This is a genomic window from Sulfitobacter sp. NFXS29 (genome assembly GCF_040148765.1).
GTDB lineage: Bacteria > Pseudomonadota > Alphaproteobacteria > Rhodobacterales > Rhodobacteraceae > Sulfitobacter.
Genome location: NZ_JAGDED010000007.1, coordinates 118699 through 133351 on the forward strand (window position 1 = coordinate 118699; position 14653 = coordinate 133351).

Annotated in this window: 12 protein-coding genes; 9 read left to right on the forward strand and 3 right to left on the reverse strand. The window is 62.7% G+C overall.

Annotated features, from left to right (window positions below; genetic code table 11):
- The first annotated feature begins 48 nt into the window (after positions 1 to 48).
- From tsaE to trxA, 6 genes are read left to right on the forward strand one after another with little or no spacing between them, the layout of a single operon-like run.
- Complete coding sequence (tsaE, locus tag J3456_RS12565) at positions 49 to 522, forward strand: tRNA (adenosine(37)-N6)-threonylcarbamoyltransferase complex ATPase subunit type 1 TsaE (protein WP_349580537.1); 474 nt, start codon at positions 49 to 51, stop codon at positions 520 to 522.
- Positions 519 to 1532 (forward strand): aminoglycoside phosphotransferase family protein, encoded by a 1014-nt coding sequence (locus tag J3456_RS12570; RefSeq protein ID WP_349580538.1) that lies wholly within the window; start codon positions 519 to 521, stop codon positions 1530 to 1532. The genes tsaE and J3456_RS12570 overlap by 4 nt, the downstream gene beginning before the upstream one ends.
- The gene (locus J3456_RS12575; protein ID WP_349580539.1) at positions 1505 to 2197 is read left to right on the forward strand and encodes a nucleotidyltransferase family protein; all 693 of its coding nucleotides are present in this window, start codon (positions 1505 to 1507) and stop codon (positions 2195 to 2197) included. Before J3456_RS12570 ends, J3456_RS12575 begins: the two co-directional genes overlap by 28 nt.
- Entirely contained in the window at positions 2190 to 5147 is a 2958-nt protein-coding gene (addB, locus tag J3456_RS12580) for a double-strand break repair protein AddB (protein ID WP_349580540.1), read from the forward strand. The genes J3456_RS12575 and addB overlap by 8 nt, the downstream gene beginning before the upstream one ends.
- Positions 5144 to 8515 carry a double-strand break repair helicase AddA gene (gene addA / locus J3456_RS12585; RefSeq protein WP_349580541.1) on the forward strand — a complete coding sequence of 1124 codons (3372 nt, stop codon included), beginning with the start codon at positions 5144 to 5146 and terminating at the stop codon, positions 8513 to 8515. Before addB ends, addA begins: the two co-directional genes overlap by 4 nt.
- A gap of 36 nt (positions 8516 to 8551) precedes the next feature.
- Positions 8552 to 8872 carry a thioredoxin gene (gene trxA, locus J3456_RS12590; RefSeq protein WP_007118424.1) on the forward strand — a complete coding sequence of 107 codons (321 nt, stop codon included), beginning with the start codon at positions 8552 to 8554 and terminating at the stop codon, positions 8870 to 8872.
- Positions 8873 to 8952: 80 nt separating this feature from the next.
- Here trxA and J3456_RS12595 read toward each other — a convergent pair whose 3' ends face one another.
- On the reverse strand, positions 8953 to 9855 hold the full coding sequence (locus tag J3456_RS12595; protein WP_349580542.1) for a hypothetical protein: 903 nt from the start codon (positions 9853 to 9855) through the stop codon (positions 8953 to 8955).
- A gap of 100 nt (positions 9856 to 9955) precedes the next feature.
- Here J3456_RS12595 and hslV point away from each other — a divergent pair, with 100 nt between their 5' ends.
- Genes hslV through J3456_RS12610 form a run of 3 tightly spaced genes read left to right on the forward strand, consistent with a single transcriptional unit; the run spans position 9956 to position 13070 of the window.
- Entirely contained in the window at positions 9956 to 10516 is a 561-nt protein-coding gene (gene hslV, locus J3456_RS12600; RefSeq protein ID WP_349580543.1) for an ATP-dependent protease subunit HslV, read from the forward strand.
- Complete coding sequence (hslU, locus tag J3456_RS12605; protein ID WP_349580544.1) at positions 10513 to 11814, forward strand: ATP-dependent protease ATPase subunit HslU; 1302 nt, start codon at positions 10513 to 10515, stop codon at positions 11812 to 11814. The genes hslV and hslU overlap by 4 nt, the downstream gene beginning before the upstream one ends.
- 38 nt (positions 11815 to 11852) lie before the next feature.
- Complete coding sequence (locus J3456_RS12610; RefSeq protein ID WP_349580545.1) at positions 11853 to 13070, forward strand: MFS transporter; 1218 nt, start codon at positions 11853 to 11855, stop codon at positions 13068 to 13070.
- Here J3456_RS12610 and J3456_RS12615 read toward each other — a convergent pair.
- Both J3456_RS12615 and mltA read right to left on the reverse strand, forming a co-directional pair.
- The gene (locus tag J3456_RS12615; protein WP_349580546.1) at positions 13067 to 13651 is read right to left on the reverse strand and encodes a Smr/MutS family protein; all 585 of its coding nucleotides are present in this window, start codon (positions 13649 to 13651) and stop codon (positions 13067 to 13069) included. The genes J3456_RS12610 and J3456_RS12615 overlap by 4 nt on opposite strands.
- Positions 13648 to 14640 carry a murein transglycosylase A gene (gene mltA, locus J3456_RS12620; protein WP_259946791.1) on the reverse strand — a complete coding sequence of 331 codons (993 nt, stop codon included), beginning with the start codon at positions 14638 to 14640 and terminating at the stop codon, positions 13648 to 13650. The genes J3456_RS12615 and mltA overlap by 4 nt, the downstream gene beginning before the upstream one ends.
- Positions 14641 to 14653 lie beyond the last annotated feature (13 nt).

Here is a 14653-nt window from a genome sequence, read left to right on the forward strand (position 1 = left end):
CCGCCGCTTTAATCTTGCGGCTGCGTGTCGGCACGCTAAGCATGGGGCATGTCCGACGATACCCTTTCCCTCCGGCTCAGCGGCCCCGATGACACCGCTCGGCACGCCCAGCAATTAGCCCGCCGCCTGTCATCCGGCGATGTTATTTTGCTCAGCGGCGATGTCGGCGGGGGCAAGACCCATTTCGCCCGCGCCCTGATCACCGAATTGCTCGACTACCCCGAGGACATCCCCTCGCCCACCTTCACATTGGTACAAACCTATGAGGGGGCAAGCGGCGCGATCTGGCATGCCGATCTCTACCGTCTGACCTCCACCCATGAGATTGAGGAACTGGGGCTGATCGACGCCTTTCATGACGCGATCTGTCTGGTGGAATGGCCAGATCGTCTCGGCCCGCTCTCCCCCGCCGGGGCATTACGGATCAGCCTTTCCCCCGGGGCCCATGAAGACAGCCGCGCGCTGACAGCCGAATGGTCCGGCAGCGGTTGGGCCGCCAAGTTGACAGAGTGGCGCGGATGACCGAACGCGCCGCATTGATCGAGACCTTTTTGCAAGCGTCCGGCTGGGCCGGAGCCACCCGCAAGCTGCTGGCGGGCGACGCCTCCAACCGGCGGTATGACCGGCTGTGCAAAGCGAATGGGGATAGGGCCATCTTGATGGATGCCCCACCCGAACGCGGCGAAGACGTGCGCCCCTTCCTTGAGGTCGCGGCGCATCTGACGGCCTGCGGCCTCAGCGCCCCCCAGATTTACCATGCGGACAGCGACCACGGATTGCTGCTGATCGAAGACCTTGGCGATGATCTTTTCGCGCGACTGATGGCGGCTGATCCCGCTCGGGAACTTCCGCTGTACCGCGCCGCCGCAGACGTATTGGTCAAACTGAATAGCGCCCCCATGCCGGATCTGCCGTTTTGCGATGCCGATTGGCTGACCGACATGGCAGCCCCCGCATTCGAATTTTACGCACCCGAGCGTGGGCAAGTGGCAAGCGCCGCTTTCGCGCAGGCTTTCCGCCCCCTCGCCACTGCGCTGGATGACGCGCCCAAGGTTGTGATCCTGCGCGACTATCACGCCGAAAATCTGCTTTGGCTGCCGCAGCGCGAAGGTGCAGCGCGCGTCGGGTTGCTGGATTTTCAGGACGCGCTGCTGGGCCATCCGGCCTATGATCTGGTCTCAATCCTGCAAGACGCTCGCCGTGATGTTCCGCGCGCGGTGGAGGCACAGATCATCGACTATTACCTTGCCCAGACCGGACAAGAAGCCGCCCCCTTCCGCCGCGCCTATGCGCTGCTTGGTGCCCAGCGCAATCTGCGCATTCTGGGCATCTTTGCGCGCCTTTGCCTGCGCGATGGCAAACCGCATTACGTCGATCTGATCCCCCGTGTGTGGCAACATCTGCAACATAACCTGCGCCATCCCGCGCTTGCCGCGGTGGCAGATTCTATCGCGAACGTACTGCCCCCTCCGACCCCCGAATTCTTGGAGCAACTGAAAAGCCAATGCGCGACTATCCCGACGCCATCATGATGTTCGCGGCCGGGTTCGGCAGGCGTATGAAGCATCTCACCCAGACCCAGCCCAAGCCCATGGTGCCGGTCGCAGGTCGCCCCTTGATCGACCATGCGCTGGACCTCGCCCGCGGGATATCCCCCGCCCGGATCGTGGCGAACCTGCACTATCTGCCCGACCAGCTTGATGCCCATCTGCGTGCGCAGGGTGTTAAAACCGTGATCGAGACGCCTGAGATCCTCGACACCGGCGGCGGGCTGCGCAATGCCCTGCCTTTGCTGGGCGCGGGGCCGGTTTTCACCATGAACAGTGACGCAGTTTGGGCCGGGTCGAACCCGCTCGCGATGCTGCAAGCGGCGTGGGATCCGGCGCGGATGGAAGCGCTATTGATGACCGTGCCGCTGGAAAACGCCCTCGGCCATGGCGGAACGGGCGACTTTACCCGCGCCGCGGATGGCCGCCTGAAGCGCGGGCCGGGGCAGGTCTATGGCGGGATACAGATCATCAAGACCGATCTGCTGGCCGATATCGAGGCCAAGAAATTCTCGCTCAACCTGTTGTGGGATATGATGCTTCAGCGCGAGACGTTGTTTGGCCTGTCCTATACCGGACGTTGGTGCGATGTGGGCCATCCCGGCGGTATTCCCCTTGCCGAAAGCCTTTTGGCGGGCGCCGATGTTTGAGCCGCAAGACAGCCCCCGCGTCTTTGGCCTTGCCCCCGGTGTCGACTTCCCGCGCGGGTTGGTGCGCGGGCTTTGCGACCGGTTGGAGAATGGCCCCCCCGAGGCGATGGCCCGCGTTGAACTGCTGGTCAACACCAACCGCATGGCACGCCGGTTGCGCCATGATTTCGACGCAGGACCGGCAGGGTTTCTGCCCCGCATTCGGCTGATTACCGACCTTGATGCCTTGGGCCCCGGCATTGCGCTGCCTGCCCCAACGCCGCCGCTGCAACGGCGACTGGAGCTCATTCAACTGGTGTCGCGCCTGCTGGATGCCGCGCCGGATCTCGCGCCACGCGCGTCGCTTTATGCGCTGTCGGACAGTCTTGCGGGCCTGATCGACGAGATGCAGGGCGAAGGGGTCTCGCCCGAGACGGTGGCGGGGCTGGACGTTGGCCATCTCTCGGCCCATTGGGAGCGCGCGCAGCGGTTCCTTGCCATCGCCCACGACTATTTAGGTCAGACCACAACCCGCCCGGATGCCGAGGCGCGGCGGCGGCAACTGGTTGCCCGGATCATCGCCCGTTGGCAGGACGCGCCGCCGCAGCATCCGGTCATCCTCGCTGGCTCCACCGGGTCGCGCGGGACCACCGCGCTGCTGATGGAGGCCGTGGCCCGCCTGCCGCAAGGGGCGATCATCCTGCCTGGTTTTGATTTTGAGATGCCGACCGCCGTTTGGAATGAATTGGATCAGGCGCTGCTGGCCGAAGATCATCCGCAATACCGCTTTCGCAAGCTGATGAATATGCTCGGCGTTGCGCGCGGCGCGGTTGAGCCGTGGTGCGCGATGCCCCCGGTTTCGACGGCCCGCAACAAGCTGGTGTCGCTTTCGCTCCGGCCCGCGCCGGTCACCCATGCTTGGCTGGGTGAGGGGCCGAAACTGGAAGACCTGCAAGGTGCCACCGCCAACATCACCCTGATCGAAGCGCCCACGCCGCGAGTCGAGGCATTGGCCATCGCGCTGCGTCTGCGCCAAGCTGCCGAAGATGGGGTGAAAGCCGCGTTGATCACGCCCGACCGGATGCTTACCCGGCAAGTCACGGCGGCGCTTGATCGCTGGAACATCCTGCCCGACGACAGCGCCGGGATGCCGCTGCAACTCTCTCCACCGGGGCGGTTCTTGCGCCATGTGGCGGCGCTGTTCGTCCGAAAACTGGACGCCGAGGCGCTGCTGACCCTGCTGAAACACCCGCTGACACACAGCGGCGCGGGGCGGAACTTTCACCAGCTCTATACCCAGCGGCTTGAGGCCGAGATCCGCCGTCACGGGCTGCCCTATCCTGATGCCGAGAGCTTGACCGAGATTGCAGAGCGCGCCGCGAAGCGGATGGAAGACCCCAGCGGTTTCCGCGATTGGGTCGCTTGGCTGGGCGAGACCTTCCCCGGCCACGACACCTCCGGAGAGCGGCCCCTGCCCGATTGCGTCGCCACGCATTTGGCGCTGGCCGAAAGGATCGCCGCCGGGCAAACCGCCGACCCCGATCACCTGCTCTGGCAGCAGGGTGCGGGCATCGCGGCTGCTGCGGTGATGGCCAACCTGACGGAGCATGCCGCCCATGGCGGTGCGATGAATGCCGCCGATTATGCCGATCTGCTCGGCGCGCTTTTGTCCCAAGAAGAGGTGCGCGAGGCCGATACCCCGCATCCCGACATCATGATCTGGGGCACGATGGAGGCGCGGGTGCAGGGGGCCGAGTTGGTCATTCTCGGCGGACTGAACGAAGGCACATGGCCCGAAGCCCCGCCGCCCGATCCTTGGCTCAACCGTCAAATGCGCGAGAAGGCCGGGCTGCTGTTGCCCGAACGGCGCATCGGCCTGTCGGCGCATGACTACCAACAGGCCATCGCCAGCCCCGAGGTTTGGATCACCCGCGCGATCCGCTCGGATGAGGCAGAAATGGTGCCCTCGCGCTGGCTGAACCGGTTGGGCAACCTGCTGGGCGGCTTGGGCGACACCGGCGGGCCGGAGGCGTGGAAGGCGATGCAGCAACGCGGCGGCTATTGGCTGGATCAGGTGCGCGGCCTTGAGGCGGTGGAGCGTACGGCCCCCGCGCCGCGCCCCTCGCCGCGCCCGCCCCGTGCCGCGCGGCCCCGCAAACTATCGGTGACCGAGATCAAGACGCTGATCCGTGATCCCTATGCCGTCTACGCCAAGCACAGCCTGAAATTGCGTCCGATCAACCCTTTGGTGCAATCTCCCGACGCGCCGGTGCGGGGCATCGTTTTGCACCGCATCATGGAGGATTTCGTGAAGCTGGTGGCCCGCGACCCCGCGCGGCTGACCCGTGACACGCTGATGCAAGTGGCCGCCGAAGTGCTGGAGGAGGAAGCCCCATGGCCGGCTGCCCGCGCCATGTGGCTGGCGCGGATTGACCGGATCGCGGATTGGTTCATCGCCCGTGAAAGCCAACGCGCCGGATTTTCCAGCCCCGTCGCTTTTGAGCAGGGCGCGCGCGGCAGCTACACCTTTGCCGACCTCGGCTTTACCCTCAGCGGCTTTGCGGACCGGATCGACCAGACCGATGATGGCGATGTGCTGATCTATGACTACAAGACCGGCACGCCGCCGGGCAAAAAGGAACAGCGGCTGTTCGACAAACAACTGCTGATCGAAGCGGCGATGGTCGAGCGCGGCGGTTTTCCCGAGGTGGGCGTGGCCCATGTGGCCCATGCCGCCTTTATCGGGCTCGGGTCGAAACCCGTCGAAGTCCCTGCCCCGCTGGAAGAAGAGAACCCGCAAGAGGTGCTCGCCGGGCTGCACGCGCTGCTCTCGCGCTACCTTGATGAGGGGCAGGGTTTCACCGCGCGCCGCATGGTGCAAAGCGATGCCTTTGCCGGAAATTATGACCAACTGGCCCGTTTCGGCGAATGGGACGGCACCAGCTCTGCCCGTCCAGAGGATTTGGAATGATGCGCGATTTTGACGATGCCACCCGCGCCCAGATCGAAGCGGCGCGGCCCGATGCCTCCACTTGGCTCACCGCCAACGCAGGTTCTGGCAAGACCCGCGTGCTGACCGACCGCGTGGCGCGGTTGTTGCTGGATGATGTGGAGCCGCAGCACATCCTTTGCCTGACCTATACCAAGGCCGCCGCGTCAGAGATGCAAAACCGTCTATTCAAACGCTTGGGCGAATGGGCGATGCTGAAGGACGAGGCGCTGCGCAGCGCTTTGGCCGATCTCGGCGTGCAGGGAGAGTTGACACCCGAGCAACTGCGCAATGCCCGCACCCTTTTTGCCCGCGCGATTGAGACACCGGGCGGGCTGAAAATCCAAACCATCCACTCTTTCTGCGCGGCCCTTCTGCGTCGCTTCCCACTGGAGGCGCAGGTCAGCCCGCAATTCACCGAGATCGAAGACCGCGCCGCCGATCTGCTGCGGGCCGAGATCGTCGACGAGATGGCCGAGAGCGACGACGCCCCGCTGGTGGCCGACATTGCGCGGCATTACACGGGCGAAGATTTCGCCAGCCTTACCCGCAGCATCGTGGGTCAGCGCGATGCTTTCACCGATCCCCGGTCATGGGCCGAGATCCTAACGATTTTCGCCCAGCCAGAAGACCTGACCGAAGAGAAGATCGCGGCATCGGTCTTTCTTGGCAGCGAAGCGGCGATGATGGCCGAGATCATTCCTCATCTGCTGGCCAAGGGCGGCAATGACGGCAAGGCCGGCGCGGCGCTGCAAGAGATTGACCGCTACGATCTCTCTGCCCTGCCCAAGCTTGAGAATACCCTTTTGACCGGCAGCGGCGCCAAGGCGCCCTTCACCGCCAAGATCGGCAGTTTTCCCACCAAGCCGACGCAAAAGGTCATCGCCGAACAGATGCCGCAGCTTGAGCAGTTGATGCAGCGCATCGAAGATGCCCGCGAAGCGCGGCTGGCCTTAAAGGCCGCGCGCAAATCCTATGTGCTGCACCGCTTCGCCGCCCGTTTCCTTGAGCGTTATGCCAACGAGAAACAAAAACGCGGCTGGCTCGACTTTGACGATCTGATCCTCAAAGCCCGCGCTTTGTTGACCGACAAGGCGGTGGCGGCCTGGGTGCTGTTTCGCATCGATGGCGGCATCGACCACATCCTTGTGGACGAAGCGCAGGACACCTCGCCCCGGCAATGGGATGTCATCGAACGGCTGACAGATGAATTTTACTCAGGCGCTGGCGCACGTCATGAGGTGGACCGGACGCTTTTCGTCGTGGGCGACAAAAAGCAGTCGATCTACTCTTTCCAAGGCGCCGACCCCGAAGAGCTGGACCGCAAAGGCTCGACCTTTGAGCAGAAAATCGGCGAAGCGGGGCAGTTCTTTCAGCGCCGTAGCCTCGCCTATTCCTTCCGGTCCTCTTCGGCGATTTTGCAGGCGGTCGATGGGGTTTTCGATCCCGCGATCCAGACCGGATTCACCAATGACGGCCATATGGCCTTTAAGGACCGCCTGCCCGGCCGCGTCGATCTTTGGCCCTTTATCGAAAAAGCAGGCCCCGATGAAGAGGGCGATTGGACCGACCCCGTGGATCGCCGCAGCGCGCGGCATCACACCGTGCAACTGGCCGAACGTATCGCGCGGCGGATCAAAGAGCTAACCACCGAGGCGCATTACCTGCCCGACGACAGCAAGGGCGGCTTGGCGCGGCGGCGCATACAACCGGGGGATTTCCTGATCCTCGTGCAGCGCCGCTCGGCCCTGTTTTCGGAAATCATCCGCGCTTGCAAGGCGGCGGAACTGCCCATCGCCGGGGCGGACCGGCTCAAGGTCGGGGCCGAACTGGCGGTGCGCGATCTGGCGGCGATCCTGTCGTTCCTCGCCACACCGGACGACGATCTATCCCTTGCCACCGCGTTGAAATCACCGCTTTTCGGCTGGTCTGAACAAGACCTTTTCACCCTCGCCCATTACCGCAAAGAGGATCACCTCTGGCAAGCGCTGCGCGGCCAGACCGAGACCCATGCCGCCACCCTCGCCGTGCTGCGCGATCTGCGCGGGCAGGTCGATTACCTGCGCCCCTACGACCTGATCGAACGCATCCTCACCCGCCACGATGGGCGCCGCAAACTGCTGGCGCGGCTGGGGCCAGAGGCCGAGGATGGGATCAATGCGATGCTGAGCCAAGCGCTCTCTTACGAGCGCGGCACGGTGCCCAGCCTGACCGGATTTCTGCAATGGATGCAGACCGATGATCTGGAGATTAAACGCCAGATCGACAGTGCTTCGAACCAGATCCGCGTGATGACGGTGCATGGGGCAAAGGGTCTGGAAGCGCCGATCGTGATCCTGCCCGATACCGGGCGGCGTGATGTGACGATCAAGGATGAGATCATCATCGTCGACGGCACGCCCGTCTGGAAAGCCCCGGCAGATGACATGCCCCAGCCCATGCGCGCGCGGCTCGACGAGATGAAAGAAGCCGCGTTGCAAGAGCGGCTTCGGCTTTTCTATGTCGCCATGACACGGGCCGAAAAATGGCTGATCGTGGCGGCGGCGGGGGAATTGTCGAAAGATGAATCCTCTTGGTATCAGATCACCGCTGCCGCTTTGGCCCGGCTCCGGGCCGAGCCCTTGGGCGATGATGGCACGCTACGCTATCAACAGGGCGATTGGGATGCGCTCGACATCGTAGAGACCCCAGAGAAAATCGTCACAACGCCCGTGTTAGACCCTATTTTCACCCGTTCGGCCCCGTCCCCCCGGGGAGAAGACAAGACCCTTTCGCCCTCTGATCTTGGGGGCGCCAAGGCCCTGGCGGGTGAGGCTGGCTTTGATATGGATACCGCGCTGAGTTACGGGACTTTGGTCCATGAATTGCTGGAGCATCTGCCCCTCATGGGGCCGGACGCGCGGCAGGTATTTCTGGACCGCTTGGCCCGCACGCATCCACCTGAAATGATTTCCCGCGCCGAAAGTGAGGCCGAAACGGTGCTGCGCACCCCTGCCCTCGCCCCGCTGTTTACCGAGACGACCATTGCCGAAGTCCCCGTGACCGGCAGCTTGGGCCATCAGCGTCTGCACGGCACGATCGACCGATTGGTGATCGCCGAGGACCATATCCTTGCCGTCGATTTCAAGACCAACCGCGTGGTCCCCGAGACCGCCGACGCCTGCCCGGAGGGGCTGTTGCGCCAGATGGGCGCTTATGCCCATATGCTGCGCCAAATCTACCCCGATCGCCGGATAAAGACCGCCATTCTGTGGACCGCCCGCCCCGCGCTTATGGTGTTGCCCAACGATATCGTGACAAATGCGCTGCGTGCCCTGCCATATCTTGACGCCACCGCCCCGCGTTCATAGGTTCAGGCCTCAACCCATTCCTGTCAGGAGAGCATCATGGCAACCGTCGCAGTCACCGACGACACTTTCGACGCCGAAGTCAAAAATTCGGACATTCCGGTTCTGGTCGATTTCTGGGCCGAATGGTGCGGCCCGTGCAAACAGATCGGCCCTTCGCTGGAAGAGCTGTCGGATGAGATGAACGGTCGCGTGAAGATCGTCAAAGTCAACGTCGACGAAAACCCGAACTCGCCCGCTCAGGTCGGCGTGCGTGGTATTCCGGCGCTGTTCATCTTTAAAGACGGGCAGGTCGTGTCCAACCTTGCTGGCGCACGCCCCAAGGCGGCCCTACAAAGCTGGATCGAAGAATCCATCTAAGGTCAGTACCTTACCAGATTTGAATAACGAAAACGGGCGTCCTTCGGAGCGCCCTTTTCATTTGCGGCCACAAAAGCCAGTCAAAGGGGCCAGCCAAAGCGCTTGAACTGGGCAACGATCTTTTCTTCGGCCTCGGCTCGGCCTGCGTTGATGCAATGCTCCTGCCAGAACCACCAGATATAAGCGGCGAAATCCGGGGCAGCCTGCCTCACGGCGTCAAAGCTGTGGCTGAGATCCGCGAGATCCGCCCGCACGCCGATATGGTGGAAATCGATCTCGCCAAAGAACAACGCCGGTTTGCCAAAGAAGTAGCCAGAGAACGCGGCTGCTGAATTCTGCGTCACGACAAAAGCACAGTTTTGCAAATGCCGCACCATCTCACCCATCGTCAGGGTCAATCTTGGATGGCGCGCAGCGAGCGCCTTAAGCGCGGTTAGCTCCTCGGGGCTATAGACTTCTTTCGGGTGCAGGGCCGCGACGACGGGGCCGGTGCTATGGGCAAGCGTGAGGGTCAGCATTTCCAGCGGGCTGCAAGATTGAAAAGACCGCCGTTGCAACAATCGACCCTGCAGCGGCACGTAGATCGGCCCGTTGCGGTTGGACTGTTGCGGCGCGTCTCCGAACAGGCGCTTTTGCCAGAAACGGTAGAAGCGTTGCGCCTGCTTTGGATCGACACCGCTTGGGTCAAACTCGGCCACGGCGACATCCCAAAGCCACCGTTCAGGGCGCGCTTCGATCTGCCAAAAGGGGTAGTAATAGCAGCGCCGAAAGACCAAACCGCGGGTCGTTGGGGCAGGGGCCATATGGCTTAGTGAAAGCGCATCGGACGCGCGGGCGGGCGCGCCGATATCCCGATATGTGACCCTAAATTGAGCATTTTCGAGGACACGCGCCAATTTTCCGATGAAGTTATGCGTCCCGGCTTCGGCGCTCTGCCGTAGCGGGGGTTCGAGGTAGATATCAACTTGGGCGTGATCCTGCATCGCTAAAGGCTAGCCCGTCGCCCGACCGCTCACAAGCGGCGCTGCCCTTGTCCTGCCCTGCCACGGGGGCCATATAGAGCGCCAAGCGACAGGAGGCCCCATGGCACAGAACGACGATTTCCCCGGTTGGCACGGGACCACGATCATTGGCGTCAAAAGAGGCGGCGAAGTGGTGATTGCCGGTGACGGACAGGTCAGCCTTGGCCAGACCGTGATCAAAGGCACCGCGCGCAAAGTGCGCAAGCTCAGCCCCGGCGGCTATGACGTTGTGGCGGGGTTTGCGGGCTCCACGGCAGATGCCTTTACCCTGCTGGAACGGTTGGAGGCCAAGCTCGAAGCGACACCGGGGCAATTGGCCCGTGCGAGTGTCGAATTGGCCAAGGACTGGCGCACCGACAAATACTTGCAAAAACTCGAAGCGATGCTGATCGTGACCGACGGGAAAGACCTGCTGGTCATCACCGGCGCCGGTGACGTGCTGGAGCCGGAGCATGAAGTCGCGGCGATTGGCTCGGGAGGGAACTACGCCCTCGCCGCTGCGCGCGGCATGATGGACAGTGACCGCGACGCCGAAACCATTGCCCGTGATGCCATGGCGATCGCCGCCGACATCTGCGTCTACACCAACGGCAAACTCACCGTGGAGAAAATCAACGCATGACCGACCTGACCCCCCGCGAGATCGTATCCGAACTGGACCGTTATATCATCGGCCAGAATGACGCCAAACGCGCCGTTGCCGTGGCCCTGCGCAACCGCTGGCGCCGCAAGCAGCTCAGCGATGACCTACGCGACGAAGTCTACCCCAAGAACATCCTGATGATCGGCCCCACTGGCGTCGGCAAGACCGAGATCAGCCGCCGTCTGGCAAAGCTGGCCCGCGCGCCGTTCATCAAGATCGAAGCGACGAAATTCACCGAAGTAGGCTATGTTGGCCGCGACGTGGAGCAGATCATCCGAGATCTTGTGGACAGCGCCATCGCCATGACCCGCGATTTCATGCGTGAAGACGTGAAAACCAAGGCCGAGCAGGCCGCCGAAGAGCGCGTGATCGACGCCATCGCTGGCACCGACGCCCGCGACGGCACCCGCGAGATGTTCCGCAAGAAGCTCCGCAGTGGTGAGCTGGACGACACGATGATCGAGCTTGAGGTCTCCGATACCTCCAGCCCCTTCCCAATGATGGACATTCCCGGCCAACAGGGCATGGGGATGATGAACCTTGGCGATATGTTTGGCAAAGCCATGGGGGGCCGCACCACCAAAAAACGCGTGGCCGTGGCCGATAGCTATGAGGTGCTGGTCGGCGAAGAGGCCGACAAATTGCTGGACGATGAAGCCGTCAACCGCGCCGCCATCGAAGCGGTCGAGCAGAACGGCATCGTCTTTTTGGATGAGATCGACAAGGTCTGCGCCCGTTCCGATGCGCGGGGCGGTGATGTTTCACGTGAAGGGGTGCAGCGCGATCTGCTGCCGCTGATCGAAGGCACCGTGGTGTCGACAAAATACGGCACGGTTAAGACCGATCATATCCTCTTTATCGCTTCTGGTGCCTTCCACATCGCCAAGCCGTCGGACCTGTTGCCCGAGCTTCAGGGCCGTCTGCCGATCCGCGTCGAACTGCGGGCGCTGACCGAGGGTGATTTCGTTCGCATCCTGACTGAGACCGACAATGCGCTGACGCGGCAATACACGGCCCTGATGGGGACCGAGGATCTAACCGTCACCTTCACCGAAGAGGGCATCGCGGCACTGGCCAAGATCGCGGCGGATGTGAACACCTCGGTCGAGAACATCGGCGCTCGGCGGCTTTATACGGTGATGGAACGGGTGTTCGAGGAGGTCTCTTTTGATGCGCCCGACCGGTCGGGGCAAGAGATCACGGTTGATGCCGACTTTGTCGAAAAGAACTTGGGCGAGTTGACCCGCTCCACCGATCTAAGCCGCTACGTTCTTTAGGGCTTTCCTTTCCTCCATGCCCCGGCGATGAAAGGGGCATGGAATACCTCTCATTTTTGCGGCGCAACTGGCTGTTTCTGCTGGCCGGTTTCCTGCTGACATTCACATCGTCCTATGGGCAAACCTATTTCATCTCGCTCTTTGCCGGGGCGGTGAAGGGCGACTTTGGCCTGAGTGACGGGCAATGGGGCGGCATCTATACCATCGGCACGACGCTCTCGGCGATCACCATGGTCTGGGCCGGGGTGCTGACGGATCGTTTTCGCGTGCGGGTGCTGGCCTTTGGCGTGATGGTGGCGCTTGCCGGAGCCTGTTTGGCGATGGCGGCGGTGCCGAATTGGGTCGCGCTGATCTTCGTTATCTATGCCTTGCGGCTAACCGGGCAGGGCATGATGTCTCAGCTTGGGCAGGTCGCCATGGTCCGCTGGTTCGAGGCATCGCGCGGCAAAGCGCTTTCGCTATCCTCTATGGGATTTGCGGCCGGTCAGGCGTTTCTTCCGGTGATCTTTGTGGCGCTTTTCGCCAGCTTTCACTGGCGCAGCCTTTGGGTGCTGGCCGCCGGGGTGGTGCTGCTGACCATCCCGGTGATCCTGATGCTGCTGCGGCAAGAGCGCACCCCGCAAAGCATGGCGGATCAAGCGCAGCGCGCGGGCATGAAGGGGCGGCATTGGACGCGGGCAGAGATGTTCCGCTCGGGTCTGTTCTGGATGATCATCCCTCTCGCCATCGGCCCCGCCGCATGGGGCACCGCGCTGTTTTTCCAGCAGGTTCATCTGACCGAAGTGAAGGGCTGGGCCTTGGTCGAATTCGTGGCGCTCATGCCAGTCTACACGCTCTCGGCGGTGGCCTCGACCTTCCTTTCGGGCTGGGCGATTGACCGCTTTGGCGTCAGCCGCGTGGTGCCGGTGATGATGCTGCCCTTTGCCCTTTCATTCGCGGTGCTGGCCTATGCCGATACGCTGTGGATGGCGGGGATCGGCTTGGTGATTTTCGGCTTCGGGCAGGGCATGCAATCCACCGCACCGGCGGCGTTCTGGGCCGAGTATTTCGGCACCCGCCATGTGGGTTCGATCAAAGCGGTGGCCGCGGCGCTAATGGTCTTTGGCTCGGCCATCGGGCCGGGGGTGACGGGTCTTTTCATCGACTTGGGCGTCGATTTCCCGCAGCAGATGTTGCCGATCGCGGTTTACTATCTGCTGGCGGCTGGTTTGGCCGCATGGGCGATAAGACGCTACAGGCCGCTGCTGCGCGGCTAACGGTTACGCCGGAGATAGACGTAATAGGCCCCGCCACCGCCGTGGCTGACATGGGCCTGCGCAATCTGAAGCACAAGGCCGTTGAGCGGCGGCATCGACAGCCATTGCGGCACCTGATGACGCAAAACACCATCGCGCACAGGGATCGGGCCACCATCGTCGCGGCGCTTGCCCTTGCCGGTGATGACCAGCACCAACCGCTTGCCCCGCGCATGGGCATCCATGATAAAGCCGTTCAGCGCCGGATGCGCGCGGTCAAGCGTCATGCCATGAAGATCAATCCGGCCTTCGGGGCGCAGTTTACCGCGCTTCAGCTTGCCGAAAGCTTTGTGATCCATCTGAACCGGGGCGGCTTTCATCTGTTCTGACAATGTCGGGCGCAGGTCATTGCTACGTTTATTCATGGCCGGCTGAGGCTTGTTGCCTTGGAGCGCGATTTTGGCCCGGCGGACCTGCGGCGGGGCAGGGGCGGGCGCGTCAATTTCAGGCGTGAAAAGCTTGCTCGGCTCAAGCTTTTCGGTCCGTTCCGTGACCCTGCGCCAAAGCGCAAGATCGTCTTCGTTCAGGTGGCGACGTTTCATATCGCGCTCTCCGGCAGGAAAGCATAGGCGCGTTGAATCGGCATCAAAACCATCATCCGCCCCGCGTCGCGCAGGCGGCCTGCCTCGCGGCCCGCTTTGTCGCCGGTGCCAAAGAACACATCCGCACGCTGGGCGCCCTTGATGGCCGAGCCTGTATCCTGCGCGACCATCAAGCGCCGCATGGGTTTCTTGCCGTCTTTTTCGATCCAAACCGGCGCGCCAAGCGGCACATGCGACGGGTCCACCGCGATGCTGCGCAGCGTGGTGATGGAACGGTTCATCGCCCCAAGCGGCCCCTTGTCGGCGGGCACCCGGCTGACCTCTCGAAAGAAAACATAGGATGGATTGTGGTAGAGCAATTCGCGGCCATCTTCGGGGTTGCGGCGCACCCAATTCTTGATGACATCGGCGCTGACCTGATGCGCCTCATAGACCCCGCGCCGGACCAGTTCGACCCCGACAGAGCGGTAATCATGGCCATTCGCCCCGCGGTAGCCCACGCGCAGGTAGCTGCCATCGGGCAGACGGATACGGCCAGAGCCTTGAATTTGCAAAAAGAAAAGCTCAACTGGGTCATCGACCCAAGCGATTTCCAATCCGCGGTCCCGCATCACGTCGCCATCTAGGATCTCACGTCTGGTGAGCCAGGGACGGATCTCTTCGGCCTCGGGGGGCATGGCGTAGATGGGGTACTGAAACCGCGCAGAGGGGTAGAGATCGCCGTCCAACTCAGGTTCGAAATACCCTGTGAACAGCCCGTCTTTTCCGTCTTCCATCAACACGGGTCGGAAGAACAATTCGAAAAACTGCCGGGGGTCGGGGCCATCTTTGGCCAGCTTGCACAGCGCGCGCCAATCGACATCTTTCATGTCGCCGCAGGTGCTGGTGAACACCTCAAAGGCGGCGGCGTGGTCATCTTCGGCCCAGCCGTCAAGCTGGTCGAAATCCATCACCGTATAATGCACCTCTGCTGCGGACGGCGTGTTCATCGACACACCGCCC